At 65.8% G+C, this 24,958-nt stretch carries 27 protein-coding genes; 15 read left to right on the forward strand and 12 right to left on the reverse strand.

Annotated features, from left to right (window positions below):
- Complete coding sequence (gene alr / locus ASC68_RS12435; RefSeq protein WP_055879333.1) at positions 1 to 1,137, forward strand: alanine racemase; 1,137 nt, start codon at positions 1 to 3, stop codon at positions 1,135 to 1,137.
- Between the two features lie 21 nt (positions 1,138 to 1,158).
- On the forward strand, positions 1,159 to 1,653 hold the full coding sequence (locus ASC68_RS12440; protein WP_055879335.1) for a hypothetical protein: 495 nt from the start codon (positions 1,159 to 1,161) through the stop codon (positions 1,651 to 1,653).
- 4 nt (positions 1,654 to 1,657) lie between these two features.
- Here ASC68_RS12440 and ASC68_RS12445 read toward each other — a convergent pair whose 3' ends face one another.
- Positions 1,658 to 2,470: a pirin family protein gene (locus tag ASC68_RS12445; RefSeq protein ID WP_055879923.1), complete on the reverse strand. Its 813-nt coding sequence runs from the start codon at positions 2,468 to 2,470 to the stop codon at positions 1,658 to 1,660.
- A 143-nt stretch (positions 2,471 to 2,613) separates the two neighbouring features.
- On the opposite strand from ASC68_RS12445, the gene ASC68_RS12450 reads away from it, so the two are divergent.
- On the forward strand, positions 2,614 to 2,868 hold the full coding sequence (locus ASC68_RS12450; protein ID WP_055879338.1) for a GlsB/YeaQ/YmgE family stress response membrane protein: 255 nt from the start codon (positions 2,614 to 2,616) through the stop codon (positions 2,866 to 2,868).
- Positions 2,869 to 2,900: 32 nt separating this feature from the next.
- Entirely contained in the window at positions 2,901 to 3,443 is a 543-nt protein-coding gene (locus ASC68_RS12455) for a YidB family protein (protein ID WP_082528112.1), read from the forward strand.
- A gap of 44 nt (positions 3,444 to 3,487) precedes the next feature.
- Here ASC68_RS12455 and ASC68_RS12460 read toward each other — a convergent pair whose 3' ends face one another.
- Positions 3,488 to 4,258 carry an SDR family oxidoreductase gene (locus ASC68_RS12460; protein ID WP_055879341.1) on the reverse strand — a complete coding sequence of 257 codons (771 nt, stop codon included), beginning with the start codon at positions 4,256 to 4,258 and terminating at the stop codon, positions 3,488 to 3,490.
- 141 nt (positions 4,259 to 4,399) lie between these two features.
- On the opposite strand from ASC68_RS12460, the gene ASC68_RS12465 reads away from it, so the two are divergent.
- The gene (locus tag ASC68_RS12465) at positions 4,400 to 4,867 is read left to right on the forward strand and encodes a VOC family protein (RefSeq protein ID WP_055879344.1); all 468 of its coding nucleotides are present in this window, start codon (positions 4,400 to 4,402) and stop codon (positions 4,865 to 4,867) included.
- Here the strand turns inward: ASC68_RS12465 and ASC68_RS12470 are convergent.
- On the reverse strand, positions 4,864 to 5,466 hold the full coding sequence (locus ASC68_RS12470) for a S41 family peptidase (RefSeq protein ID WP_055879347.1): 603 nt from the start codon (positions 5,464 to 5,466) through the stop codon (positions 4,864 to 4,866). The genes ASC68_RS12465 and ASC68_RS12470 overlap by 4 nt on opposite strands.
- Positions 5,467 to 5,485: 19 nt before the next feature.
- Here ASC68_RS12470 and ASC68_RS12475 point away from each other — a divergent pair, with 19 nt between their 5' ends.
- The gene (locus ASC68_RS12475; RefSeq protein WP_055879350.1) at positions 5,486 to 5,827 is read left to right on the forward strand and encodes a hypothetical protein; all 342 of its coding nucleotides are present in this window, start codon (positions 5,486 to 5,488) and stop codon (positions 5,825 to 5,827) included.
- A gap of 180 nt (positions 5,828 to 6,007) precedes the next feature.
- On the opposite strand, the gene ASC68_RS12480 is transcribed toward ASC68_RS12475, so the two are convergent.
- Complete coding sequence (locus tag ASC68_RS12480; protein ID WP_055879354.1) at positions 6,008 to 7,222, reverse strand: enolase C-terminal domain-like protein; 1,215 nt, start codon at positions 7,220 to 7,222, stop codon at positions 6,008 to 6,010.
- A gap of 202 nt (positions 7,223 to 7,424) precedes the next feature.
- Between ASC68_RS12480 and ASC68_RS12485 the strand changes: the two genes are divergently transcribed.
- The 5 genes from ASC68_RS12485 to ASC68_RS12505 all read left to right on the forward strand — a co-directional run bounded on the left by ASC68_RS12485 (position 7,425) and on the right by ASC68_RS12505 (position 13,079).
- Positions 7,425 to 8,039: a 2'-5' RNA ligase family protein gene (locus ASC68_RS12485; protein WP_055879357.1), complete on the forward strand. Its 615-nt coding sequence runs from the start codon at positions 7,425 to 7,427 to the stop codon at positions 8,037 to 8,039.
- A gap of 313 nt (positions 8,040 to 8,352) precedes the next feature.
- Positions 8,353 to 9,741, forward strand: a complete 1,389-nt coding sequence (gene radA, locus ASC68_RS12490) for a DNA repair protein RadA (RefSeq protein WP_055879360.1) — start codon at positions 8,353 to 8,355, stop codon at positions 9,739 to 9,741.
- A gap of 124 nt (positions 9,742 to 9,865) precedes the next feature.
- Complete coding sequence (locus ASC68_RS12495) at positions 9,866 to 10,516, forward strand: CvpA family protein (protein ID WP_055879363.1); 651 nt, start codon at positions 9,866 to 9,868, stop codon at positions 10,514 to 10,516.
- A gap of 92 nt (positions 10,517 to 10,608) precedes the next feature.
- Complete coding sequence (purF, locus tag ASC68_RS12500) at positions 10,609 to 12,099, forward strand: amidophosphoribosyltransferase (protein ID WP_055879366.1); 1,491 nt, start codon at positions 10,609 to 10,611, stop codon at positions 12,097 to 12,099.
- A gap of 245 nt (positions 12,100 to 12,344) precedes the next feature.
- Positions 12,345 to 13,079, forward strand: coding sequence for an SDR family NAD(P)-dependent oxidoreductase (locus tag ASC68_RS12505; RefSeq protein WP_055879369.1), 735 nt, complete (start codon positions 12,345 to 12,347; stop codon positions 13,077 to 13,079).
- A 143-nt stretch (positions 13,080 to 13,222) separates the two neighbouring features.
- Here the strand turns inward: ASC68_RS12505 and ASC68_RS12510 are convergent, their stop codons facing one another.
- Positions 13,223 to 14,485 carry a hemolysin family protein gene (locus ASC68_RS12510; protein WP_055879930.1) on the reverse strand — a complete coding sequence of 421 codons (1,263 nt, stop codon included), beginning with the start codon at positions 14,483 to 14,485 and terminating at the stop codon, positions 13,223 to 13,225.
- 124 nt (positions 14,486 to 14,609) lie between these two features.
- Positions 14,610 to 15,491, reverse strand: coding sequence for an AraC family transcriptional regulator (locus tag ASC68_RS12515; protein WP_055879371.1), 882 nt, complete (start codon positions 15,489 to 15,491; stop codon positions 14,610 to 14,612).
- A 135-nt stretch (positions 15,492 to 15,626) separates the two neighbouring features.
- Here ASC68_RS12515 and ASC68_RS12520 point away from each other — a divergent pair, with 135 nt between their 5' ends.
- Entirely contained in the window at positions 15,627 to 16,586 is a 960-nt protein-coding gene (locus tag ASC68_RS12520; RefSeq protein WP_055879374.1) for an aldo/keto reductase, read from the forward strand.
- Positions 16,587 to 16,622: 36 nt separating this feature from the next.
- Here the strand turns inward: ASC68_RS12520 and der are convergent, their stop codons facing one another.
- Both der and ASC68_RS12530 read right to left on the reverse strand, forming a co-directional pair.
- On the reverse strand, positions 16,623 to 18,053 hold the full coding sequence (gene der / locus ASC68_RS12525) for a ribosome biogenesis GTPase Der (protein ID WP_055879377.1): 1,431 nt from the start codon (positions 18,051 to 18,053) through the stop codon (positions 16,623 to 16,625).
- Positions 18,054 to 18,087: 34 nt separating this feature from the next.
- Entirely contained in the window at positions 18,088 to 18,999 is a 912-nt protein-coding gene (locus ASC68_RS12530) for a tetratricopeptide repeat protein (RefSeq protein WP_055879380.1), read from the reverse strand.
- 209 nt (positions 19,000 to 19,208) lie between these two features.
- Here ASC68_RS12530 and ASC68_RS12535 point away from each other — a divergent pair, with 209 nt between their 5' ends.
- Positions 19,209 to 19,628: a L,D-transpeptidase gene (locus ASC68_RS12535; RefSeq protein ID WP_055879384.1), complete on the forward strand. Its 420-nt coding sequence runs from the start codon at positions 19,209 to 19,211 to the stop codon at positions 19,626 to 19,628.
- 46 nt (positions 19,629 to 19,674) lie between these two features.
- On the opposite strand, the gene ASC68_RS12540 is transcribed toward ASC68_RS12535, so the two are convergent.
- On the reverse strand, positions 19,675 to 20,091 hold the full coding sequence (locus tag ASC68_RS12540; RefSeq protein WP_248310534.1) for a helix-turn-helix domain-containing protein: 417 nt from the start codon (positions 20,089 to 20,091) through the stop codon (positions 19,675 to 19,677).
- Between the two features lie 54 nt (positions 20,092 to 20,145).
- On the opposite strand from ASC68_RS12540, the gene ASC68_RS12545 reads away from it, so the two are divergent.
- Positions 20,146 to 21,063 (forward strand): NAD(P)-binding domain-containing protein, encoded by a 918-nt coding sequence (locus ASC68_RS12545; RefSeq protein WP_055879389.1) that lies wholly within the window; start codon positions 20,146 to 20,148, stop codon positions 21,061 to 21,063.
- Positions 21,038 to 21,412, forward strand: coding sequence for a nuclear transport factor 2 family protein (locus tag ASC68_RS12550; protein ID WP_055879392.1), 375 nt, complete (start codon positions 21,038 to 21,040; stop codon positions 21,410 to 21,412). Before ASC68_RS12545 ends, ASC68_RS12550 begins: the two co-directional genes overlap by 26 nt.
- A 128-nt stretch (positions 21,413 to 21,540) precedes the next feature.
- Here ASC68_RS12550 and ASC68_RS12555 read toward each other — a convergent pair whose 3' ends face one another.
- The 3 genes from ASC68_RS12555 to guaA are packed head-to-tail and all read right to left on the reverse strand — an operon-like array spanning position 21,541 to position 24,909.
- Positions 21,541 to 21,939, reverse strand: a complete 399-nt coding sequence (locus ASC68_RS12555) for a YbaN family protein (protein WP_055879395.1) — start codon at positions 21,937 to 21,939, stop codon at positions 21,541 to 21,543.
- Between the two features lie 4 nt (positions 21,940 to 21,943).
- Positions 21,944 to 23,344: an alpha-L-fucosidase gene (locus tag ASC68_RS12560; protein WP_197421184.1), complete on the reverse strand. Its 1,401-nt coding sequence runs from the start codon at positions 23,342 to 23,344 to the stop codon at positions 21,944 to 21,946.
- Positions 23,341 to 24,909, reverse strand: a complete 1,569-nt coding sequence (gene guaA, locus ASC68_RS12565) for a glutamine-hydrolyzing GMP synthase (RefSeq protein WP_055879397.1) — start codon at positions 24,907 to 24,909, stop codon at positions 23,341 to 23,343. The genes ASC68_RS12560 and guaA overlap by 4 nt, the downstream gene beginning before the upstream one ends.
- Positions 24,910 to 24,958: the final 49 nt, after the last annotated feature.

The raw sequence follows: 24,958 nt of genomic DNA on the forward strand, positions 1-24,958 counted from the left end.
ATGGCGGCACCGGCCATTGCGACCGGTTACGGCGGGCGGCTGACGGTCGACCTGGGCGCGCTGAAGCGCAACTGGCAGGCTCTCGACAAGGTGAGCCGCGGCGCGCTGACCGGCGCGGTGGTGAAGGCCGATGCCTATGGCACAGGCATCGCCCAGGCCTCGCGCGCCTTCTACGAGGCGGGCGCCCGCTTCTTCTTTGCGGCAACGCCCGACGAAGGCATCGCGGTGCGCGCGGCGCTGCCCGAGGACAGCCACATCTTCATCCTCTCCGGGCTCTATCCGGGGTCGGCGCCGCTCTATGTCGGCGAACGACTGATGCCGTGCCTGGCCTCGATCCCGATGCTGGAGGAATGGCTCTCGGCCTGCGCCGCTTCCAATCAGGCGCTGCCGGCGGCGCTGCATTTCGATACCGGCATCAACCGGCTCGGCTTCCGGCTCAACGAGACCTCGATCGTCAAGCGGCTGATCGACTCGATCGGCTATGCGCCGCAGATGATCATGAGCCATCTCGCCTGCGCCGATATGCCGGCGCACGAGAAGAACCGCACACAGCTGGCGCTGTTCACCTCGGTGATGGCGCAGTTCCCCGGCATTCCGGCGTCGCTCTCGAACTCGGCCGGGTTGATGAGCAACCGCGATAACCATTTCCAGATGGTGCGCCCGGGCATCGCGCTCTATGGCGGGCGGGCGGTCGCCGGGCGGCGCAACCCGATGGCGCCGGTGGTGACGCTCGAGGCGCCGGTGCTGATGACCAAGGACGTCAAGACCGGCGAGACGGTCGGCTATGGCGCGCTGCAGACCATGTCGCGCGACAGCCGCCTCGCCATCGTTGCCATCGGCTATGCCGACGGTTTCTTCCGCTCGCTGAGCTCGTCGAACAACCACCGCGGCACGCATGTGGTGATTAATGGCCAGCCCTGCCCGGTGGTCGGGCGCGTGTCGATGGATATGATCGGGGTAGATGTCACCGACCTGCCGCGGCCACCGGCGCCGGGCGAGATGGCCGAGATCATCGGCAGGCAGATCACCGTCGACGACCATGCCGACATCGCCAACACCATCGGCTACGAAGTGCTGACCAGCCTCAAGGGTCGTTACTCGCGCAACTACATGGAAAGCGCCGCGCCGACCGTATGAGCCAGGGCGGGGTACGGATCGATGGCTGACGCCGTGCGCGTGCTGATCACCGGCAATGGCGGCTCCGGCAAGACCTGGCTGGGCGAGCGGTTGTCGCAGCGCCTGTCGCTGCCGCTGGTGCGGCTCGACGACCTCTACTGGGAGGGTGCCTATGGCGGCAAGGAGCGGGAGAAACAGGTGGTGTTCGACGAGGTGGTCGAACGCGCCACCGAGGGTTCGTGGGTGATGGAGGGCGTCTATGGCTGGCTGCTGCCGGCCGCCCTGCCCCGCGCCACCGAGTTCATCTTCCTCGATCTGCCGGTCGAAGCGTGTCTCGACAATGTGCGCCGGCGCGGCAACCAGGGCGGCGGCAGCGAAGCCTCGTTCGCGGCGCTGCTGGCCTGGGTTGCCGAGTATCCGACGAGGAGCAACGCCAACTCGCGGCAGGCGCATCAGCGGCTGTGGGATGGCTTCGAGGGGACGAAGTACGTGCTTGGCAACCGCGGTGAGATGGATGAGTTCGTCGGGCTCCGGTGATGGATCACGTTCGCCGCCGGAACCATTGCAGCACGCCGAGAAGCCAGAGCAGCAACCGTGCACGTGAGGGCGGCGGAATCTTTGCGCTATCGCCGATGGTCCCCTGGCGGACCAGTTGCGCGGTGGGATCGATGAGGAAGGCCACGACCACCGCGGCAGTCTTTGCCTCGATCTCCAGCGTCTCGCCAGCGAGCAACAGGCCCTGCTCGGCTTCGCCAAAGCTCTGGCCTCCGGCTTCGATGTCGCCGGTGAACACGTAGAAATAGACGTCACGGCCCGGGATATCCGGCAGCATGACACGAGCACCGACAGTGAGCCGGATATCGAAGAAGTCGATGGTGTTGCGCACGAAGAAGGGAGCGCTGCCGCCTTCGGGTCCGAACAGGTGCCGCCAGACGTTCGGCATCCAGGCTGGAAGCGGCCCGTGCTGGATGTTCGGCTCGAGGTCAATGCTATGTGGACGCACCATGATCTGCAGCATGCGCAAGGGCGGGTCGGTCGGCAGCGTCCGCTCAGAGTGCCAGAAGCTGCGGCCGGCATTCATCACCAGCAGGTGGCCGGGGTCGGTGACCAGGTCGCCACTGGCGTCATCGTGGTGGCGCATCACGCCGTCAGGGACCCACGAGATGATCTCGTCGTTGCGGTGCTGATGCAGGGCAACGAGGCGACCCGGCGCGAGGAACGACTCGACCACCAGCGCCAACGCGCCGTGCCCATGATCGGTGGGACGCGGGAAGATCCAGCCGGGCATGTTGAGGCGGATGACGAAACCGCCCGAGTCGCGCGTCACCTTGCTGCGTCCGGCCTTCAGCAACACCATCCCCCTCCTGTCGCCAGCACCTGGCTTGCCGGTGCACTGGTGATCTCGACCCGAATCTCCCGAGGACCGGAACACTGTCAGCAACTGGGCGTTGTCCGAGACCTCTGCGCATTGGCGCGAGGGCTTAGGGGACTTCGCCTATGAGCATTCTGTGGACCATTATCATCGGTCTTGTCGCCGGCATCGTGGCAAAACTCATCCTGCCCAACAGCGGCGGACCGTCGGGCTTTGTGATGACAGCGGTGCTCGGCATCGTGGGCGCGTTCGTCGCTTCCTTCCTTGGGCAGGCCCTTGGTTTGTACGCGCCCGGCGAAGGTGCCGGGCTGATCGGCGCCGTCGTCGGTGCCGTGATCGTGCTGTTCGCCTGGGGCGCATTCATGCGCCGTCGCACCTGACGACCCAATCCATCCCTGAAAGGACCAGTCACATGGCCAAGAACGCAATGCCTTCAATGGTCGCCCTGCTCGGGTTGCTTGCCGTGGCGGGCTACCAGAACCGTGACAAGATTGCCGAAGCGCTGAAGGGCTTTCAGAACCGATCGAGCACCGGCCCCGACGGAGCTCCGGCCCAGGATGGGCTTTCGAGCATTCTGGGCAGCCTCGGCGACCTGTTCGGTGGTGGCGGCAATGGCACAGACGCGAGCCGGCCCGCTGGTAGCGGGAACGGCAACGTGCTCACCGGCGGGCTCGGCGACCTGATGGACAGCTTCCGCAACTCGGGCCAATCGGAAACTGCCGATTCCTGGGTCACAGTAGGCGTTCCTACCAAGGGCCTGTCGCCCGCGCAGGTTGAGCAGGCGGTGGGCGCGGAGAACCTGGCCGAGCTGTCGCAGCGCACCGGCCTGTCACGCGAGGAACTGTTGAAGCGTCTCGCCACTGCAATTCCCGAGTCGGTTGACCGGCTGACCCCGGGTGGCAACATTCCGCAATCCGACACCGAGATCCGCGACCGGTTGACCGGAACGGCGTAATGTCATCGGTCGCGGCAGGCGCCCTCCACACTGGCCGCGACTGATCAGCCCTCCATGATCAGGTCGTGCAGCCCGCCCGTCATGATGCCACCTTCGACGGGGAGGTTGATGCCGGTGATCCATGCGGCATCGGCCGAGGCAAGAAACGCCACCGCGGCGGCGATGTCCTCCGGTTCGCCCAGGCGGCCGAGCGGATATTTGCGGGCACGCTTGCCGCCATCGTCTTCACGCACCGTCCAGTTGCGGGTGCGGATGGTGCCGGGGCTGATCAGGTTGAAGCGGACGCCTTGGCTGCCGTAACGGGCCGCAAAATTCTTGGTGAGGATTTCGAGCCCGGCCTTCGCCGCTGAATAGGCGTAGCCACCAAAGGCCCAGTTGCCATTGATCGAGCCGATGCTGACAACGTTGCTGCCCGGTCCGGCCGCGATCAGCGCCGGCAGGGCGGCGCGGACGCAGCGGAAAACGCCGGTGAGGTTGACGTCGATCTTGCGGTCGAACAGCTCATCGGGAATTTCGCCGAGCGCCGGCTCGTTCCAGTCGCCGCCCGCAGTGTTGACGAGAACGTTGAGCCTACCGAAACGACCGACTGTATCGGCGATGGAGGCATCGACGGCGTCGCGGCTGGTGACATCGCAGCTGGTGGCGAAAGCCTGGCCACCCTGCGCAACGATTTCGGCGGCGACGGCCTCTGCCGCGGGGCCATCGATATCGGAGACCGCAATCGAGCCACCTTCGGCGGCGAGGCGCAGCGCAGTGGCGCGGCCGATGCCGTGCCCTGCCCCAGTGACATAAATCGCTTGGCCCTCGAACCGCATCCCGTACTCCCTGGTCTTCACGTGGGCGGGCACCCTAGCGGCAGTCGCGAGGTCGACCAACCCACCGGCTTGACAGAGGATGCTCACTCGTATTCAACAATAATGTTGATCAACACTTTTGTTGAACACAGGAGCCCCGACATGCCGGCAAAGCAGCCAACCTTCACCAAGACGATGCAGCTCGGCATCGTGGTGCCCAACCTCGAGGCGGCGGTCCGTGCCTATGAGGAGCAGTATGGCATCGGGCCATGGGAGTTCATGGAGATCGGGCCCGAGAACGCCGAGAATGTCCTGGTCGACGGCAAACCGGCCGAGTGGCGCTCGCGCATCGCCATGACGATGATCGGCGATGTGATGTGGGAGCTGATCGAACCACAGGACGAGAACGACATGTTCGGCAAGTTCCTCGCCCAGCGCGGCGGGGTCGGCGGCGTGCACCATGTCGCGGTAAGGACGCCGGACTTCCGGCAGGCGCTGAGGGACCAGAAGGCGCGTGGCGGGCAATCCACCCTCAGCGGCACCTTTACCGGCATCGAGGTGCACTATCTCGATAGCGCCCCGGATATCGGGGTGATCCTCGAGGTGTTCAGCGGCATGCCGGACCTCTAGGCGCCGAGCGCCCACTCGAGTACCGGATCGCGGCCGGCGACGAAGTCGGCATAGCTGGTATCGATCTGCTGGTCCGGATGAAAGCTGTCGGCGTCCTCCGGACCGAAGCGGTAGAGCCGGGTTGCGGCCGAGACCCGCAGCCCGGAGCCGGGCAGCGTGAACCAGCCGTTCTCCTGGTAGCCGAATGGCCGGGCGCCGATCGGCTCACCGACGAGGATCGCTTCGGTTTCGCGGTGGAAATCGATGGCGTTGACCATGCTCGCGGAGAAGGTGCGGCGACCGACCAGCACGAACAGCTGACCCGCGACCAGCCCCAGCAGCTCGATGGGGAGCAGCAGCCACTGCCGACCCGCAAGGAAGTTGCCGCCACCGTTCCGCCTGAGGTCGACGATGAGCCGTCGCGCCGGCTGTTGCTTGAGGGTGTCGAACAGCCCGAGGGCATTGGCCTCGAGCCCGCCATAGGAACGAAACTGCACGTAGACCGCATCCCGTTCGGCCACATGCGAGAACCAGAACTGTTCGTCCATACGTTGCATCGAGAGCGGAGCGTGCTCGGCGGTCAGCAGCGGCTCGTCGCCTGGGCCCGGGGTGACAGCCACCTCGGTTCCGGCGGTATCGATGAAGCGAAAACCGCGGTGGGATGCCCAGAGCCGAGAGCACCTCGGGCTCCCGCATAAGCTCGACGCTCTGCGCCAGCACATAGCCGGCGTTCTCGCCCTGCGGAATGAGCTGTTGCAACCGACCCTGGACATCCGCCACCGGTTGCTCGCCGATCGCCACCAGCTGAGTGCCGATCAACGTGCGGTGGGCAGCCGTGGCGCGAACCACCGCAAGTTGATCACCGAACCAGCAGAACTCGACCGGAAATTTCGGCCGAGGCGGCGCGGCGACGAAGGTGTGGCCGTCCCCGATGCTGGCCGCGATGCCGCGCAAGGCAACGACCGCCGCGGCATCGGATAGCGAGGGCAGCCGAGCAGACAGCTCGGCCACCTTCGCCTCGAACGCCGCCTGCGAGATGAGATGAAACGGCTGTCGATGCCGGGTGACGATCCCTTCGGCCAAATGAGCCAGGTCGGCCTGCCAGTCATTGGGGCTTTCGATGGTCCGCCTCCCTCAATCGAGTCCGCCCGCCGGCCCTCGCTACGGCCGGACGATGCCGCCATCGCGGCGGCGGTCTTCGGCCATGTAGTGCGACTTCGCCGCCTTGTCCGGATCGAGCAGCGCTTCGGCCTTCTTCACGTCGATATCGATGCCAAGCCCGGGCTGCTCGTTGCCGTAGAGGTAGCCGCCCTCGAGCACGGCGTGGCCGGGGAACAGTTCGTACTCCTCGGGCTTGAAGTGGTTCTCCTCCTGGATGCCGAAGGCGGTGGAGGCGAGATCGACATGCATCGCCGCCATCTGGTTCACCGGGTCGTTGTCGCCACCTTCCTGCCAGGCGGTCTGCACGCCGAACCATTCGCACAGCGTCGCGATCTTGCGCGCCTGGGTGATGCCGCCGCCCTTCGAGATACGGACGCGGACGAAATCGACCAGCCGCTCGGTGATCAGCGGCAGATATTCGTGCGGGTTGACGAACAGCTCGCCCATCGCCTGCGGCGTGGCGCATTGCTGACGCACCTGGCGGTACCAGCCGACCTGTTCGGGCGAGAGCAGATCCTCGAGGAAGTAGAGCCGATAGGGCTCGAGGAGCTTGGCCAGCTGCACGGCATTGGTCGGCGCCAGGTGCTCGTGCACGTCGTGGGTAAATTTCGGTCCCCAGCCGAGCTTGTCACGCAGGTGCGCGAACATCTCGGGGATGGCCTGCAGGTAGGCGTCGTCGTCAAAGGCCTTGTCCTGCGGCCAGTGATCTTTCGGCCCGCGGGCATTGGCGCGATCGAGGAAACCGCCGCCGCCGTAATTGCCCAGCTGGCAGCGGATGACCGTGTAGCCCTCCTCCCAGTAGCGGCGGACATCGTCCTCGAGCTCGGTGAGCGAGTCGCCCTGGGCGTGGGCGTAAGCGGCGACAGCGCTGCGGGTCTTGCCGCCGAGCAACTGGTAGACCGGCATGCCGGCTTCCTTGCCCTTAATATCCCACAACGCCATGTCGATGCCGGCCTGGGCGGTGTTGCCGATGGCCTCGTTGCGCCAGTAGCTCTGGGTATAGACGGACTGCCAGATGTCCTCGATGCGGCTGACATCGCGACCGATCAGCAGTGGCGTGACGTTCTCGATCGCCGCCTCTACCACCTTGGCGCGGTAGTGGTCGGAGGCCGATCCGATGCCGTAGAGGCCGGGCTGGTCGGTCAGAACCTTGACGAACAGCCAGGTGCCGTCGGCGCGCGTGCGGATCGTCTCGATCCCGGTGATCTTGGTCATCTCTTCCCTATGTCTGCTTGTTCCGGCCGCTGGTCGGGCCGTTCGGAGTCGCGAGGAGGTGAGCTTCGCAACCGGCGGCGGCGGAGGCAAGTTGGGCGAAGGTCGAGCGCACCGCTTCGGTGCAATTTGTTCTCTTTTTGTTCTTGACTCCCGCTCAGCCTCACTGGTTCCTTGTGTGTCCCTAAGCCGGAGGACCGATGAGATGACCGATCTGCCACAGCTGTCGATGTTCGCTGAGGACACGCGGCCACTCAAGTCGATCAGGGTGCCGCCACGGCAGGGGCGCGACCCGGTCTTCTTCGCCGTGCTGGTCGGTGGCGGGATCCGCCCGGCATTGCAGGAGATCGTCGACGAGCAGCGGCGCCTCTACGGCATCACGGCGGCGCTGTTGCCGGCAACGACGCTCCATATCTCGCTGGTCGGCGTCGGCTTCTACCAGGAACTGAGCGGCAGCGACCTCGCGGTGGCGATGGCGACCGGTGAGGCGATCGGCTTTCAGCCATTCGATATCGCCCTCACCCGGCTCGCCAGCTTCCGCCGCAAGGTGGGCTCGCCACCATTGGTGCTACGTCCGGGTTCGGACACGCCGCTGGTGGAGCTTGCCCGGCTGCTGCGCTGGGGCATGCTGGAGCGCGGCTTCGAGGTGCGCTCGGCCGCCAGCGAGGCGTTCCACCTGACGCTCTGCTACGACCGGGTGCACGCGCCCGAGGTGGTGCTGGAGCGGCCGCCGACATTGCGGGTGGACGGGTTCGCGCTGGTCCGCAGTTTTTATGGGCAGGGACGGTATGAGGTGATCGGGGAGTGGCCACGGCGGTGAAGGCACGGACGCTCCACCAGCCCATCTCCTCGTTGGCGCCGATGGGAGGCACAGGGCCTCCGCTCCCACCGCGTGTCATGCCAGCGAAAGCTGGGACCCATCCATCAGCTGGCGCGAGCCGCGAGTTGGGTCCCAGCTTTCGCTGGGATGACAGCCGGTGAGATGGCAAGGTCGGGCCCACCATGGGCCCCTTGGAATTCTCCCCCGCAAAGGGGAGACGAGACCGGTGACTGCGGCCGTTGGTTGTTCACTCTTCGTTCTTGCCTTTGCCCCCATAGTCGGCTACCTGTCGTCGACTCCTCCGGGGCATCTCATGGCGCGTACCAAAACCTCCTATGTCTGCCAGGCCTGTGGCGCCCTGACCACCAAGTGGCAGGGGCGGTGCGAGGCGTGCGGCGAGTGGAACACCATCGTCGAGGAGATCGTCGATTCGGGCGTCGGCGCCGGGCCGAAATCGGCAATCGCCGGCGGCCGGCCGATCGAGCTGCTGCCGCTGGCCGGTGAAACCGAGACGGCGGCGCGGGTCGAGACCGGCATCGGCGAGCTCGATCGGGTGACCGGCGGCGGCTTCGTCATGGGCTCGGCGGTGCTGATCGGTGGCGATCCGGGCATCGGCAAATCCACCCTGTTGCTGCAGGCGGCGGCCGCGCTGGCCGAACGCGGCCGGCGCATCGTCTATGTCTCCGGCGAAGAAGCGGTGGCGCAGATCCGGCTCCGGGCGCAGCGGCTGGAGCTGGGCGATCGTCCCGTGCTGCTGGCGTCTGAAACCAATGTCGAGATCATCCTCGCCACGCTGCAGAACGGCCCGCCGCCGGACCTGGTGATCATCGATTCGATCCAGACGCTGTGGACCGATCGGGTCGAGAGCGCCCCGGGCACCGTCACCCAGGTGCGCACCTCGGCGCAGGCGCTGACCCGCTTCGCCAAGAAATCCGGCGCCGCCGTGGTGCTGGTCGGACACGTCACCAAGGATGGGCAGATTGCCGGGCCGCGCGTCGTCGAACACCTGGTCGACGCGGTGCTGTATTTCGAGGGCGACTCCAGCCACACCTTCCGCATTCTGCGCGGCGTGAAGAATCGCTATGGCGCCACCGACGAAATCGGCGTCTTCGAGATGTCGACACTGGGCCTGCGCGAAGTGGCCAACCCCTCGGCATTGTTCCTCGACCAGCGCGACAAGGACGCGGCGGGGTCTGCCGTGTTCGCCGGCATGGAAGGCACACGCCCGATGCTGTGCGAAGTGCAGGCGCTGGTCTCGCCCTCGCCGCTCGGCACGCCGCGCCGCGCGGTGATCGGCTGGGATTCGTCGCGGCTGTCGATGGTACTGGCGGTGCTGGAGACGCGCTGCGGGGTGCGGATCGGCGCCAACGACATCTATCTCAACGTCGCGGGCGGGCTGAAAATCAACGAGCCGGCGGCCGACCTGGCGGTGGCGGCGGCGCTGATCTCGTCACTGACCGGCTCGCCGCTCCCCTCGTCCAATGTCTATTTCGGCGAGATCTCGCTGGCCGGCGGCGTACGCCCGGTGGCCCATGCGGCGCAGCGCCTGCGCGAGGCGCAGAAGCTCGGTTTCCTGGGCGCGGTAACCGGTCGGCTGGGCAAGGGCGACGTGCCCAACGGCATCGCCGTGGGCGAGTATGCCGAGCTCGCCGAGCTCATCGGACGCATCGCGGCCCGTGGTCAGCGGCAGGCGGCAGAGTAGCGCTTTGGCCACGCCTTCTGCTTTCCGTGAACATCGGCCATGCACCTCATCCTCCGTGCTTGGCTTTGCCACGATTAATGGTTACACGGGACCCTGAAGCGGGTCCCAGGGGCGGATTTTCTCTATGTTGACTGCATTTGACGTCGGCATCGGCGTTCTCGTCCTGATTTCGGCGATCCTGGCTACGGCCCGTGGATTCACGCGTGAAATCCTGTCGTTAGCGACCTGGGCGGGCTCCGCGGCGATTGCCGCCTATGCCTATTTCAACCACAAAGAGATCGCGCGCGGCTATATCGCCGAGCCGATCGTGGCCGACATCGTGACGGTGCTCGGCACCTTCATCGTGGCGCTGATCATCCTCCACCTGATCACCATGCGGATCGCCGATTTCGTTGTCGACAGCCGCGTCGGGCCGCTCGACCGCACGTTGGGGTTCATCTTCGGCGTCGCCCGTGGCGTGCTGATTGCGGTGATCGTGGTGATCTTCGGGCTGTGGCTGATGCCCTCGAACCTGCCCTCCTGGGCGGCCGAGTCGCGCTCGCTGCCGATCCTTCGCAATTTCGGCGACAGCCTGATCGCGCTGTTGCCGCCTGATCTCGAGAAGCAGGTCACCGACATCCTGCAGCGTGGCGCCGGTGGCGGCACGGGCGAGGATGCGTCGCCTGACGACGTGCCGACGCCGGATGCCGACGTGCCCAACGAAGAAGGCACCGACCAGCTCGAGAACGACGCGCCGCTGGAGCCGCCGGCCGAGGGGGCCGCGCCCAACGCCTGATGAAATTCGGGTGAGCGCATTGCATATTTGTGAACGGGGCCGCATCTGCGGTCCCGTCTTGTTTGGCCCGACCTGAACCCTGGAGGTGCCCGATGACCCAGAACGCCAAACCGATCGCGGAATGGGACCATGATACGCTGCGCGAGGAGTGCGGCGTGTTCGGCATCCTCGGCCACCCCGAGGCCGCAACCCTCACCGCGCTCGGCCTGCACGCGCTGCAACACCGCGGACAGGAAGCGGCGGGCATCGTCAGCTTCGACGGCAAACAGTTCCATTCGGAACGCCAGCTCGGCCTCGTCGGCGATCACTTCACCGACCCGGCGACCGTCGGACGGCTGCCCGGCCATCTCGCCATGGGCCATGTCCGCTACTCGACCACCGGCGAGACGATCCTGCGTAACGTGCAGCCGCTGTTCGCCGAGCTGGAAGTCGGTGGCATCGCCATCGCCCATAACGGCAACTTCACCAACGGCCTGACGCTCAGGAAGCAACTGATCTCACAGGGCGCCATCTGCCAGTCGACCTCGGACACCGAGGTGGTGCTGCACCTGATCGCCCGCTCCAAGAAAATCGCCTCCTCGGATCGCTTCATCGATGCCCTGATGCATCTCGAGGGCGCGTTCGCGCTGGTGGCGATGACCCGCACCAAGCTGATCGGCGCACGCGATGCCAACGGCATCCGCCCGCTGGTGCTGGGTGACCTCGACGGCAAGCCGATCTTTGCGTCGGAGACCTGTGCGCTCGACATTATCGGCGCCAAGTTCGTGCGCGATGTCGAGAACGGCGAAGTGGTGATCTGCGAGACCCAGCCGGATGGCACCATCACCATCGACTCGGTGAAGCCGTTCGCCCCCCGCCCCGAGCGCATCTGCCTGTTCGAGTATGTCTACTTCGCCCGTCCGGACTCGATCGTCGCCGGCCGCCCGGTCTATTCGGCGCGCAAGCGCATGGGCATCAACCTCGCCAAGGAAGCGCCGGTCGAAGCCGACGTCGTGGTGCCGGTGCCCGATGGCGGCACGCCAGCGGCGATCGGCTATGCGCAGGCAAGCGGCATCCCGTTCGAGCTCGGCATCATCCGCAACCACTATGTGGGCCGCACCTTCATCGAGCCAACCCAGTCGATCCGCGCCTTTGGCGTGAAGCTGAAGCACTCGGCCAACCGGGCCGAGATCGAAGGCAAGCGCGTCGTGCTGATCGATGATTCCATCGTGCGCGGCACCACCTCGGTGAAGATCGTGCAGATGATCCGCGAAGCCGGCGCGCGCGAGGTGCATATCCGCGTCGCCTCGCCGATGATCTTTTACTCCGACTATTACGGCATCGACACGCCGGATCCCGAGAACCTGCTCGCCAACCAGCACCCCGACCTCGAGTCGATGTGCCGGTTCATCGGCGCGGATTCCCTGGCGTTCCTCTCGATCGACGGGCTCTACGACGCGGTCGGCGGAGTGAAGCGCAACCCGCTCAGCCCGCAGTTCACCGACCACCATTTCACCGGCGACTATCCGACCAAGCTCACCGACCTCAATGGCCGCAGCAAGAACGATCCCAAGACGCTGTCGCTGATGAAGGAAGCGAGCTGACGGGGTTCTGGAATGATCCAGAAACCCGGCGCGCGCTGACCCCCACCCCTGTCCCCTCCCCGCAAGGGGGAGGGAGCCCCCCTACACTGACATTGAGACTGTCGTCTCCCTCCCCCTTGCGAGGAGGGATCAATGGTGGGGGTCCACAGCCACCGGCCTGCCGGCCATCGCTGTGACACCTTTGCCCTTCCCCACATTCAGCTCCCCCGCTAGAACCCGGGCCGAAACTCCAGGGAATCTCACGCATGACCACCAACTCGCTTGCCGGCAAGATCGTCCTCGTTACCGGCGCATCGCGCGGCATCGGCTATCAGGCGGCGCTCGAAGCGGGGCGGCGCGGGGCGCATGTGATTGCCGTGGCGCGCACCATCGGTGGGCTGGAAGAACTCGATGACGAGATCCAGAAGAGCGGCGGCAGCACCACGCTGGTGCCGATGGACCTCAGCGATTTCGACGGCATCGACCGGCTCGGGCATGCGATCTTCGAGCGCTGGGGACACCTCGACGGGTTCGTCGCCAATGCGGCGATGCTGAGCGAGTTGCGCCCGCTGGCGCATGTCGAGCCCAAAGAGTTCGACAAGCTGATGGGCCTCAACGTCACTGCCAATTACCGGCTGATCCGCTCGCTCGACCTGCTGCTGCGCCAGTCGGTGGCGGGCCGCGTGGTGATCATCTCTTCGTCGTCGGCGCGCTCGGCGCGCGCCAACTGGGGCCCGTATGCGGCGAGCAAGGCGGCGGTCGAGGCGCTGGCCAAGAGCTATGCCGCCGAAGTTGGCGGCATCACGCCGGTGCGGGTCAACGTGTTCTACCCAGGCGCCGTGCGCACCGCGATGCGGGCCAAGGCAATGCCGGGCGAGAACCCCGACACCCTGCCCCGCCCCGCGGCGCTGACCCCCAAGCTGATCGACATGATCGCGCCGGAGTTCACCGAGAACCGTATGCTGTTCGATTGGGAGAAGTCGGAGCTGCGGCCGCTCTAGGCCCGTCGCAGAGTCGCCTGTACCGGGTCATCCCCGCGAAAGCGGGGATCTGCGTCTGGCCGCAGGCACCGCAAACGGAGGTTCCCGCTTTCGCGGGAATGACCCGGTGATAACGGCGCGTTTGGAGCGCAGACGGGAACCGCCTAGTTCAGCCGCGTCACCAGGATCTTGTCGATGCGGCGGCCATCGAGGTCCAGCACCTCGAAGCGCCAGTGGCCGCGTTCGAACGTTTCGCCCACTGCCGGCAGGTGATTGAGCTCGGCCAGCACAAAACCAGCGACCGTCTCGAACTTGGCGTCCTTGGGAACGGGCACGCCGAGGTGCGCCTGGAACTCGTCGACCTGCATCCAGCCCGAGACGAGGTATGAACCATCCTCGCGGGTGACATAGGCCTTCTCGTCGCCCTCTTCCTCCTGGAACGCGCCGGTGATCGCCTCGAGAATGTCGCCGGGCGTGACGATGCCTTCGAAGTGGCCGTATTCGTCGAACACCAGCGCCATGTGCACCAGCGAGCCACGGATGGCCTTGAGCACATCGAGCGCACTGGAGCGATCCATCACCACGGGCGCCTGCTTGACCAGCGTACGCATGTCCAGCGGCTCGCGGGCCAGGACGTTCTCGACCAGATCCTTGCGGACGATCACGCCGACGATCGTATCCACCGCCCCGTCCTGCACCGGCAGCACCGAGTGGCGGGTGGCGCGGAGTTTTTCGATCATTTCTTCCTGCGTCTCGCTCAGGTCAAGGAGCTCGACATCGAGACGCGGGGTCATCAGGCCGCGGGCCGAACGGTCGGCAAACCGCATGACGCCCGAGATCATGTGACGCTCTTCGGTCTCGAGCACGCCGGCATGCTCGGCCTCGGCAATGAGGGTTTTTACCTCCTCGTCGGTCACCCGCTCGTCGGTCTCGCCGCTCTGGCCGAGCAGGCGCAGCACCAGCTTGCCCGAGATATCGAGCAGCCAGACCAGCGGCGCCGCGATCGAGGCGATGAGCGCCATCGCCGGCGCCACCCGTGCGGCGACCCCCTCGGAATCGCGCAGCGCGATCTGCTTGGGCACCAACTCGCCGACGATCAGCTGGAGATAGGTGATGATGATGACCACGATACCGACGCCGAGCGGCGCGGCGACGGTGGGATTGATGCCGGCGCCAATCAAGGTGTCACCGAGGCGCTCACCGAGCGTGGCGCCGGAGAACGCACCCGAGAGCACGCCGACGAGGGTGATGCCGATCTGCACCGAGGAGAGGAACTTGCCGGGGTCTTCCTGCAGCTTCAGCGCCACGGTGGCGCCGCGTTTGCCTTCGGCGGCGAGGACCTTGAGGCGTGCCGGGCGGGACGAGACCACCGCCAGTTCGCTCATTGCAAGCAGGCCGTTGACCAGCGTCAGGACGGCGACAATCAGAATTTCGAGGAACAATGTCGTTTCAAGGTTGCGGCCCCGCACTCAGCATCGGGTCGCTTAAGAGGCCGGGAGTATAGCCGCGTTCAGGTTGGGCGCAATGCGATGTTCTGTTGCGCCGGTTCGACTACGGGCTGGCGTCGACGATCGTCTGGAGGGCATCAGCGTCGCGGCGGGGCGGCGCGCCGAACAGGCGCTTGTACTCACGGCTGAACTGCGATGCGCTTTCGTATCCCACAGCGTACCCCACCGTGCCCGCCTCCGCGTGCTCGATGACGAGGCGCCGGCGCGCCTCGTGCAGGCGGATATGCTTCTGGTATTGCAATGGGCTGAGCCCGGTAACTGCCTTGAAGCGGCGGTGAAACACCGAAACGCTCATGCCGGCGACTGTTGCCATCGCCTCGACACTCAGATGTTCGGCGAAATGCTGGCGCACCCAGGCCATCGACCGGCGGATGTGGGAAAGGCGCGAGTCGGAGCCGGCGATCTGCCGCAGCAGCGCGCCCTGCGGTCCGGTCAGCAGGCGGAACATCAGCTCGTGCTCGAGGTTGGGCCCCATGACGCGGATTTCCTCTGGCCGATCGAGCAGGTCCACCAGCCGCCGCCAGGTATCGAGCAATGCCGGGCTCGCCTGGCTGACGCCAAAGCCCGGGGCCGCCGTCGGCTCGGCCATCCCGCCCATGTCGAGCAGCAGCGAGGAGATCACCGCCGGGTCGAGGTTGAGATTGACCGCAAGGTAGGGTTCGGCCGGCGAAGCCTCGCTGATCTGGCCCATAGCGGTGAGTTCGGCGGCGACGATGATGCAGGCGCCGGCGCCGTACTCCAGCACCTGGTTGCCGATGAAGGTGCGCTTGGCGCCCTGCAGCACCAGGCAAACCACGGGATCGTAGACCAGCGCCGCCGGTTCGGTCTGCTGGTCGAGCCGGTAGACGCGCAGCCTCGGCAACGCGGGATGGATGGAGCCGGCATGCCTGAAGGCGGTGGCGCGCAGTTCAGCGAGTTCGATCATCTGAGTACCGGACGCCGATTGCCCGGAAAGATCAAGCGACCGGCAGGATCAGGCAATCATTCGGGACCATCGGGCATCGGCTCAGCCCTGCTCCACCCTACATTCCGGGCCTGCCATCACGAGAGGAACCGCAGCATGCAAAAACGCACCCTGGGCGCCAACGGCCCCGAAGTTTCCGCCATTGGCTACGGTGCCATGGGCTTCCACCTCGCCTATGGAGCCGCCGACGAAACGGCCGGGCTGCAGACGATCCAACGCGCCTACGAACTTGGCGTCACCTTCTTCGATACAGCCGAGCTATACGGTTGGGGCGAAAACGAGAAGTTCATCGGGCGCGCGGTCAAGGGATTCCGGGACGACATCGTCATCGCCACCAAGTTCGGCTTCACCCGCTCCTACGGCACCGACAGCCGCCCCGAACACATCCGCGAGGTCGCCGAGAACAGCCTGCGCAACCTCGGCGTCGAGGTCATCGACGTGCTCTACCAGCACCGCGTCGATCCGAACGTGCCGATCGAAGATGTCGCCGGCACCGTCAGCGACCTCATTGGCGAAGGCAAGGTCAAGTATTTCGGGCTGAGCGAGGCCGGCCCGCAGACGATCCGCAAGGCGCACGCGGTGCACCCGGTGACCATGCTGCAGACCGAGTACTCGGTGTTCGAGCGCGATGTGGAGGCGCTGCTGCCGCTGACCCGCGAACTGGGGATCGGCTTTGTTCCCTACTCGCCGCTCGGCCGCGGCTTCCTCACCGGCGCGGTCAAGCCGGCCGCCGAGTACGAGGAGAACGACATGCGCCGACATGACCCGCGCTGGCAGCCCGGCAACTACGAGAAGAACGTCGCGGCGGTGCGGCAACTGACCGATCTCGCTGCCAGCAAGGGCGCCACGGTATCGCAGTTGGCCCTGGCCTGGCTGCTGGCGCAGGGCGACGACATTGTGCCGATCCCGGGCACACGACAGATCGCACGGCTTGAGGAGAATGTTGCCAGCGCGGATCTGACCCTAAGCGCCCAAGATCTCGCGCGGATCAGGGAGATCCTCCCGGACGGCGGCGTTGGTGCACGCTATGCGAGTGCGGTCCCGCAGTGGATTTAGGCCAGGTGGCGGCGGCCGTCACGGCGACCGCCGCCGCTACTTATCGGATTTGTCGAACGGGTTCTTGCCGCCCCGCAGCCACAACCGGATCGGGGTGCCGGGCATGTCGAAGGCGTCGCGCAGGCCATTGACCAGGTAGCGCTGGTAGGCGTTCGGCACGGCTTCGGGGCGCGAGGCGAACAGGATGAAGCTCGGCGGCCGGATCTTGGCCTGCGTCATGTAGCGCAGCTTCAGGCGACGCCCCGAGACGGCCGGCGGCGGATGGCTTTCGGTCATGCCGCTCAGCCAGCGGTTGAGCCGCGCCGTCGAGACGTGGCTGTTCCACTTGCGCTCGATGGCGAAGATCGCGGACATCAGCTTGTCGATGTTGCGGCCCTGCAGGCCCGAGATGGTGACAAGCGGGATGCCCTTGAGCTGCGGCAGGTAGCGCTCGCACTGCTCGCGCAGCTCGGCGAGTTTGGCGTTCTTGTCCTCGATGGTGTCCCACTTGTTGACGGCGATCACCAGGGCACGGCCTTCGCGCTCAACCAGATCGGCCAGCGTCAGGTCCTGCTTTTCGAACGGGATCTGCGCATCGAGCAGCAGCACCACCACTTCGGCATACTGGATCGAGCGGAGGGAATCGCTGACTGCGAGCTTTTCGAGCTTTTGTTCGATGCGCGCCTTGCGGCGCATGCCAGCGGTATCGACCAGGTTGATGGTCCGGCCGTCGTACTCCCACGGCACCAGGATGGAATCGCGGGTGATGCCGGCTTCCGGCCCGGTCAGCAGCCGATCTTCGCCGACCATGCGGTTGATCAGCGTGGACTTGCCAGCGTTCGGGCGGCCGATGATCGCCACGTTCAGATGGCGCTTGGGATCCCAGCGCTTGACCGGGCCCTCCTCGGTCGAGCCGTCATCCTCGGGCAGGTCGACATCGACCTCGGGCATCACATCCAGTGACGGCGCTCGGGCTTCAGCCTTCTCCGCCGCCGCATCCACGGCTTTCGAAACAATGGCGTGCAGGTCGGAGAGACCAAGGCCATGTTCGGCTGAGAGCGCCACGGGTTCGCCGAAGCCGAGATTGTACGCCTCCAGCAGGCCCGGATCGGCGGCCTTGCCTTCTGCCTTGTTGGCGATCAGGTGCACGTCCTTGCCGGCGCGGCGCAACACCTGGGCGAAGCGCTCGTCGAGCGGCATCACCCCTGCCCGCGCGTCGATCATGAACAGGATGACGTCGGCATCGCGGATGGCGATCTCGGTCTGCTGGCGCATCCGATCTTCGAGCGAACCGTCGGTCTTGTCTTCGTAGCCGGCGGTGTCGAGCACCTTAAAGCGCAGGTCGGCGATACGACCCTCGGCTTCACGACGATCGCGGGTGACGCCCGGCGTATCGTCGACGAGCGCGATCTTACGCCCGACGAGCCGGTTGAACAGCGTCGACTTGCCGACATTGGGACGGCCGACAATGGCGACGGTAACGGTCAAGCGAGACCCCAGTATTTAGAGCCGGACGCGAACCTCAGTTCGCGGGCGCGGCAGGTGCTTCGGTGGACGCGGGTGCGTCCGTGGACGCGGGTGCGTCCGTAGTGGCGGGCGGGACGGCTTCCATCGCGGGAGCAGCCTGCATCGCCGGCGCCTCCATGGCGGGAGCGGCCTCGGGCGCCGGAGCGGTATCGAGCGCCGGTCCGTCGCCGACCGAAGTCGCAGCCGGCGCGGCGGTAGCAGGGTCAACGACCACAGGCGTCTCGGTCGCGGCAGCTTCCGCCACCGGCGGGGCGACGCCCTCGGCCACCAGTTGCGCCAGATAGACGGTCAGCCGGCTGCGCAGCTCCTGGCTCGCCTGCGGATCGTTGGCCGCATCTTCGAAGCTCTGGCGGGCACCGGCAAGATCGCCGGCCTTGTACTTGGTGAGACCCAGCGCCTCGCGGGCGGCGTTGCGCATCGGGCTGGCGGAGCCGACGAGGCCGCCGACGCGCTGCTCGACCTGGGCGACATCGCCACCGTCGACCAAAAGGTTCGCGGCGAGCACCAGCGCCAGTTCGCGCAGATACTTGTTGGGCTGACCGGCGGCGAGGGCGTCATAGGCCGCCACCGCCTCGGCGGTCTTGCCATCCTTGGCCAGCAGCGCGGCTTCGCGGAAGCGCGCGAGCACCGGATAGCCGCCATGGTTGGCCGCGATCACCTCGTCGAGCGCCTTCTTGGCTGCCTCGGCATCGGTGCCGTCGGCCAGCTGCAGCGCCGCATAGAACTGGTCCGACGACTGGGCCGAGTTCGAGTTCTGCCACCAGTCCCAGCCCTCTTTCACCGCCACGATAAGGACGATGGCTACGGCCGCGCCGATCACATAGGGGCCGAACCGACGCCATAGGTTGCGCGCGCGGTCGCTGCGCAGTTCCTCGTCGATTTCGCGAATGATGTTTTCGTTGGACATGAAGCTCAAGTGAAACGGGGTCGAATTTCGGCGCACCATAGTGAGGCGTCCGCGCGAATGCAAACCCGCAGACGCGGGTGTTCCCAACGGACACGCCATGCTCACCAGGGGTCACGAGCGCGTGAAGTTGCAGATGCAAGCGAGCAAATTAATCTGTCGGCAACGGGCTCGCGCGAAGCTTTCGACAGCGCCAGTTCGAGTTCATCAAGATGTTCAGCCGCGTTTTACTGCTTGTTGCCTTTCTCGCCATTGCAACACCCGCCACCGCCGCCAACGTCTCCATCGTCATCGACCTATCGGATCAGCACATGCGGGTGTCGGTAAGCGGCGCGCCGAAATACAGTTTCGACGTTTCTACCGGCCGCAAAGGCTACACCACACCCAAAGGCAGCTATGGCGTACAGCGAATGTACAAGGAGTACTATTCCAAGAAATACGACTGGTCGCCGATGCCGTATTCGATCTTCTTTCGCGGCGGCTACGCCATTCATGGTACCTATGACACCAAGCGCCTGGGACGCGTCGCCTCGCATGGCTGCGTCCGCCTCTCCCCCGAGAACGCCCGCCGGCTCTACAACCTGGTGCTGCAGCACGGCAGCGGCAATGTGAGCATTCGGGTAAAGGGCTGACAACAGTGGTCGGCGCGGGTGCACGCACCGCTGCCCGATACGATTGCTAGCGGACCGAGCAGCCCGATGGCGCGCCGACGTTGCCGGATTGCGCAACACTGGTGGGGGAAGGGAATTGCTCACCCCAGCTGCATAGCCCCGCCGCTCCGGCATTGAGCGCCGCTCCGCTCTCGGTCAGCGAATAGACCACTTTTATCGACGATCCCGGATAGACCGTTCGGTGCACCAGCCCGTCAGCCTCCAGTTCTCGAAGGTGCTGCGTCAGCACCTTTTCACTGATCGCCGGAATCGACTGCCGCAACCGGCCGAACCTGCGTGGCGCTGCTCCGAGTTCGCAGAGGATATCTATCTTCCACTTGCCGGAGACCATCCTCATTGCCGTCGAGAATCCATTTTCCGCAGGCATCTCATCCTCCCTTACCCAGAGGTAACCACTTACGCCGCCGTGCGTATTGGCGCTCATCGCCCCGCACCCCAGCTCTGCGTCACCGGCAAGCAATCGAGATGGGGTGTTGCAATGAAGCTTTCAATCAGTGTCGTAGGAACGGGTCGCATGGGATCAGCTCTCGCCCGAGCCCTGCTTCAGTCAGGATACCAGACTACGGTCTGGAACAGGACGAAGCCAAAGGCCGAAGCGCTGGCCGCGCTCGGCGCCACCGTCGCGGCGTCCATCCCGGAGGTCGTCAGTGCGGCTGAGATCATCATCGTGTGCGTAACCGACTATGAGGCGGCTGCCGCACTCCTACGCGACGATGCTGTTGCCTCGGCCCTGCGCGGCAAGCTGATCGTGCAACTCACCTCCGGAACGCCGGGTGGAGCACGCGAGGCCCATAACTGGTTTGCTGGGCACGGGGCCAGCTACCTCGACGGCGCGATGATGGCCACACCGGATTTCATCGGCACCGAGGCCGGCACGATCCTGATCTCGGGACCAAGGCCGAGCTTCGACGCGAACCCGGACATGTTTCGTGCCCTGGGCGGCAATGTTCAGCATGTCGGGGACGACCCGGGGCGGGCCAATGCACTCGACAGCGCGCTGCTGGCGCTGATGTGGGGCGCGCTGTTCGGAACTCTCCATGCAATCGCGGTGAGCCAGGCCGAAGAGATCGACCTCAGCGAGCTGGCGAGGCAGTGGACCGCAACAGCGCCTGTTGTCGATGGCCTCGTCGCCGACCTCATCAGGCGGACGAAAGCCGGCCGCTTTGCCAGCGACGACGAGACGCTCTCGTCGATCTCCCCGCACTACAGCGCATTCCAGCACCTGCTGGAGGTGATGGACGCCCGCGCGATCGACCGCTCGGTGGTCGACGCTTACGACGCGATGTTCCAGAGGGCGATTGCCGCTGGCCACCTGCAGGACGATTTCGCGGCGTTATCGCAATTCATGGGAAAGTCCGGAGGCACACAGAATGTCGTTGCCGCTGCTCATCGATAGGTACTGCGCCGCGTGGTCTCGAGAAGATGCCCAGCAGCGACGAGAGTTACTGCTGCCGATATGGGGCGATGGGGCCACTTACACCGATCCCACGGTCCATGCCGCTGGCGCGGAAGAGCTGCTCGCGCATATCGCCAGCATTCAGACCAGGCATCCCGGCGCCCGGATTGTTCGGACGAGCGATGTGGATGCTCATCATGGGGTCGCGCGCTTTGCCTGGAAGTTTGTGATGCCCGACGGATCGTCTCTCCCCGAGGGTTTGGACATCGCCTTCCTCGACCCCAACCAGAAGCGAGTAACCCGCGTCATCGGCTTTTTCGGGCCGCTGACGAGCCAGGACGCACACTGATGAGGAAGGACGCATAGCCGGACACCTACCGACGATGGCCCCTTCTGCTGAGGCCTCACGGTGCCCGAGGGGCGTGAAACACTCTGTCTATGTGGCCGCGTGCTAAAGCCCGGCTGCGCCCTCGGGCATCACGACGGCTCAGGCCGCGACAGCACGTACCAGGCGCAGGCGCCGAAGACGGCGAGGACGAAGAGCGCCAGCGGCAGGTCGGGGCGGGCGCCGATCAGGAACAGCACATAGCCGAGCACCATGCCGCCCGTGGCCAGCGACTTGCCGCGCCGCGAGATGGCGCCCTCGGCCCGCCAGGCCTTGATGGTCGGGCCGAAACTCTTGTGATTGAGCAACCATGCCTCGACCCGGCGATTGGAGCGGGCAAAGCAGCCGGCGGCAAGAATGACGAAGATGGTCGTCGGCATCAGCGGCAGGAAAGCGCCGATGATGCCGAGCGCGAGAAGGGCGAAGCCGGCGACGAGATACCCGAGGCGCACCATGCGGGCCGAGACCCCGTCTGGACGGTCCTGCTCCATGAGATCAGCCAGCCTCCCCGGCCTGCAAGACCCGGCTTCGCAATCGTGCCGGCCCCCGCGCGGCGGTAACCGACAGCCTGACCACGTCGGTCTCCACGGCGGGGAACGAGATGATCCGGCGATAACCGACCGAGCCGCATTCGGCGACCGGAAGCCATCGATCACCTGATGTTCGGACCTCCACCTGAAGTCGTTCGACCTGCTGGCCCAGGGCGATGTCCTCATCGACGATCACGCCAGCGATCCGCCTCGGCTCCGGCCACGACAGAACGAGGCTGGCGCCGGTGGAGTCGATGATCCATGCGCCTTCCTGGTCCAGCGCACCAGCGGGCGACGCGGTGGCCGCTGGGGCGATATCGGCGTCGTAGAGGCCCGTAATGCGCTTTCCCAATTGCGACAGTACGAGCCGATCTGCCGCACTGACGAGGCCGGCGCGGTCCGGCGGTACGTTGAGCAGGAACGTGGCGTTGCCGCCGACAGATGCGCAGTAGATATCGAACAGCTCGTCGGCGGAGCGGACCTCGGCGTCTTCCTTGGCGTGGTGAAACCAACCCGGCCGGATCGAGGTATTCACCTCGGCGGGGTACCAGACGAGCTGATCGCTCGAGGCGCCGATGGCCGCCCGGCTCCCCAGATCCTGTTCGTCCGAGCGGACCTGACGCGAGAACTTCCCGTCATCGACCTGCTGCGAATTGGACGCGGTGCGCTCGGCATCGCGCAGCGAGGCAGGCACCACGCTCCACTCATTGGGCCGGGTGTGTCCGGCCTCGTTGCCGCACCAGCGCACGTCGGGGCCGCAGACGCTGATCACCGCATCGGGCTGCAACTCCCGGACCACAGCAAAGTAGCGGTCCCAGTCGTAATACTGCTTCCTCCCGGTGGCGCCCTCGCCGTTGGCGCCATCGAACCAGACCGAGAAGATCGGGCCATAGCCCGAGAGCAGTTCCCGCAGTTGCGCGACGAAAAAGTCGTCGTAGCCGACCCCGGTGCCGTACGCAGGCTCGGTGCGGTCCCATGGGGACAGGTAGACGCCGAACTTCATGCCACGACGCGCGCAGGCCGCCGAGACTTCTGCGACGAGATCCCCTTGACCGCCTCGCCATGGGCTGGACGCGACCGAGTGCCGAGTCACGGCGCTCGGCCACAGGCAAAACCCGTCATGGTGCTTGCAGGTGAGGATCAGGCCGCGCATGCCGGCCGAGGCGAGGCTCTCGACCCACTGGTCAGCATCCAGCTGCGCCGGATCGAACAGGGGTGGATCCTCGTGCCCGAGGCCCCATTCCCGATCGGTCATGGTGTTCATGCCGAAATGGATGAAGCCGTAGAATTCCAGCTGCTGCCAGGCCAGTTGCCGCGGCGTCGGCCGAACGGCGGAGGCCTCGGCGATGCGGCTTAGCGAACTCACTCCCACTCGATGGTGCCGGGCGGTTTCGACGTCACGTCGTAGACCACCCGGTTGATGCCGCGCACTTCGTTGATGATGCGCGTGGCGGCGCGGCCGAGGAAGTTCATGTCGTAGGGGAAGAAATCCGCGGTCATGCCGTCGACCGAAGTCACGGCGCGCAGCGCGCAGACGAACTCGTAGGTGCGGCCATCGCCCATCACGCCGACGGTCTGCACCGGCAGCAGCACGGCGAAGGCCTGCCAGATCTTGTCGTAGAGCCCGGCCTTCCTGATCTCGTCGAGATAGATGGCGTCGGCGCGGCGGAGAATATCGAGCTTCTCACGAGTCACGCCGCCCGGCAGGCGGATAGCGAGGCCGGGGCCTGGGAACGGGTGGCGGCCGACAAAGCGGTCGGGCAGGCCAAGTTCGCGGCCGAGCGCCCGGACTTCGTCCTTGAACAGCTCGCGCAGCGGCTCGACCAGTTGCATGTTCATACGATCAGGCAGGCCGCCGACATTGTGGTGCGACTTGATGGTGACCGACGGGCCGCCCGAGAAGCTGACGCTCTCGATCACATCGGGGTAGAGCGTGCCCTGCGCCAGGAACTGCGCACCGCCGAGCTTTTTGGCCTCTTCCTCGAACACTTCGATGAACAGCCGGCCGATGGTCTTGCGCTTGGTCTCGGGGTCCGCCTCGCCTTCGAGCGCACCGATGAACTTGTCGGCGGCGTCAACATGGACGAGCGGGATATTGTAGTGGTCGCGGAACATCGAGACGACTTCGTCGGCCTCGTTCATCCGCATCAGGCCATGATCGACGAAGACGCAGGTCAGCTGGTCGCCGATCGCCTCATGGATCAGGATCGCCGCAACCGAGCTGTCGACGCCGCCCGAGAGCGCGCAGATCACCCTGCCCTTGCCGACCTGGGCGCGGATCTTGTCGACAGCGCGCTGGCGATAGGCCGACATGGTCCAGTCGGACTTGAGCCCGACGATGTTGTGCACGAAGGATTGGAGGAGCTTGCCGCCATCGGGAGTGTGCACCACCTCGGGGTGGAACATGGTGGTGTAATAGCGCTTGCGCTCGTTGACCGCGATGGCGAACGGCGCGTTCTCCGAGGTGCCGATGACGGTAAAGCCCTCGGGCAGCTCGGTGACGCGGTCGCCGTGGCTCATCCACACCGGGTAACGGCCGCCGACTTTCCAGAAGCCATCGAACAGCGGGCTCTGCTCCTTGATCTCGACATCGGCGCGGCCGAACTCGCGGGCGTGGCCGCCTTCGACCTTGCCGCCCTGCTGCAGCGCCAGGGTCTGCTGGCCATAGCAGATGGCGAGGATCGGCACGCCCGAATCGAACACTTCCTGCGGCGCGCGGGGGCTGCCCTCGTCGGTCACCGAGGCAGGACCGCCCGAAAAGATCACGCCCTGCGGCTGCAGCCGGGCGAAGGCCTCGGCGGCGCTCTGGAACGGATGGATTTCGCAGTAGACGCCAGTCTCGCGCAGGCGGCGCGCGATCAGCTGGGTCACCTGGGACCCGAAATCGATGATGAGAATGGACTCGGCGGGGGCGGCGGCGATGTCTGTCATGGCGGGGAAATAAAGCCCGGACGGGGATTGTGCAAGCCTCCTCCCGGTC

This window comes from Devosia sp. Root105, assembly GCF_001424865.1.
Taxonomy (GTDB): Bacteria; Pseudomonadota; Alphaproteobacteria; order Rhizobiales; family Devosiaceae; genus Devosia_A.

What these genes read in the sequence shown, in the direction of transcription:
- ASC68_RS12480 (WP_055879354.1), bottom strand. Translation starts at nt 7,222, where the DNA reads ATGACCAAGATCACCGGGATCGAGACGATCCGCACGCGCGCCGACGGC.
- ASC68_RS12555 (WP_055879395.1), bottom strand. Translation starts at nt 21,939, where the DNA reads ATGGAGCAGGACCGTCCAGACGGGGTCTCGGCCCGCATGGTGCGCCTC.
- ASC68_RS12460 (WP_055879341.1), bottom strand. Translation starts at nt 4,258, where the DNA reads ATGCGGTTCGAGGGCCAAGCGATTTATGTCACTGGGGCAGGGCACGGC.
- ASC68_RS12530 (WP_055879380.1), bottom strand. Translation starts at nt 18,999, where the DNA reads ATGTCCAACGAAAACATCATTCGCGAAATCGACGAGGAACTGCGCAGC.
- ASC68_RS12465 (WP_055879344.1), top strand. Translation starts at nt 4,400, where the DNA reads ATGCCGGCAAAGCAGCCAACCTTCACCAAGACGATGCAGCTCGGCATC.
- ASC68_RS12455 (WP_082528112.1), top strand. Translation starts at nt 2,901, where the DNA reads ATGGCCAAGAACGCAATGCCTTCAATGGTCGCCCTGCTCGGGTTGCTT.
- radA (WP_055879360.1), top strand. Translation starts at nt 8,353, where the DNA reads ATGGCGCGTACCAAAACCTCCTATGTCTGCCAGGCCTGTGGCGCCCTG.
- ASC68_RS12450 (WP_055879338.1), top strand. Translation starts at nt 2,614, where the DNA reads ATGAGCATTCTGTGGACCATTATCATCGGTCTTGTCGCCGGCATCGTG.
- ASC68_RS12485 (WP_055879357.1), top strand. Translation starts at nt 7,425, where the DNA reads ATGACCGATCTGCCACAGCTGTCGATGTTCGCTGAGGACACGCGGCCA.
- ASC68_RS12545 (WP_055879389.1), top strand. Translation starts at nt 20,146, where the DNA reads ATGAAGCTTTCAATCAGTGTCGTAGGAACGGGTCGCATGGGATCAGCT.
- purF (WP_055879366.1), top strand. Translation starts at nt 10,609, where the DNA reads ATGACCCAGAACGCCAAACCGATCGCGGAATGGGACCATGATACGCTG.
- ASC68_RS12495 (WP_055879363.1), top strand. Translation starts at nt 9,866, where the DNA reads ATGTTGACTGCATTTGACGTCGGCATCGGCGTTCTCGTCCTGATTTCG.
- guaA (WP_055879397.1), bottom strand. Translation starts at nt 24,909, where the DNA reads ATGACAGACATCGCCGCCGCCCCCGCCGAGTCCATTCTCATCATCGAT.
- ASC68_RS12475 (WP_055879350.1), top strand. Translation starts at nt 5,486, where the DNA reads ATGAAGCGAAAACCGCGGTGGGATGCCCAGAGCCGAGAGCACCTCGGG.
- ASC68_RS12550 (WP_055879392.1), top strand. Translation starts at nt 21,038, where the DNA reads ATGTCGTTGCCGCTGCTCATCGATAGGTACTGCGCCGCGTGGTCTCGA.
- ASC68_RS12505 (WP_055879369.1), top strand. Translation starts at nt 12,345, where the DNA reads ATGACCACCAACTCGCTTGCCGGCAAGATCGTCCTCGTTACCGGCGCA.
- ASC68_RS12440 (WP_055879335.1), top strand. Translation starts at nt 1,159, where the DNA reads ATGGCTGACGCCGTGCGCGTGCTGATCACCGGCAATGGCGGCTCCGGC.
- ASC68_RS12515 (WP_055879371.1), bottom strand. Translation starts at nt 15,491, where the DNA reads ATGATCGAACTCGCTGAACTGCGCGCCACCGCCTTCAGGCATGCCGGC.
- ASC68_RS12535 (WP_055879384.1), top strand. Translation starts at nt 19,209, where the DNA reads ATGTTCAGCCGCGTTTTACTGCTTGTTGCCTTTCTCGCCATTGCAACA.
- ASC68_RS12540 (WP_248310534.1), bottom strand. Translation starts at nt 20,091, where the DNA reads ATGAGCGCCAATACGCACGGCGGCGTAAGTGGTTACCTCTGGGTAAGG.
- alr (WP_055879333.1), top strand. Translation starts at nt 1, where the DNA reads ATGGCGGCACCGGCCATTGCGACCGGTTACGGCGGGCGGCTGACGGTC.
- ASC68_RS12520 (WP_055879374.1), top strand. Translation starts at nt 15,627, where the DNA reads ATGCAAAAACGCACCCTGGGCGCCAACGGCCCCGAAGTTTCCGCCATT.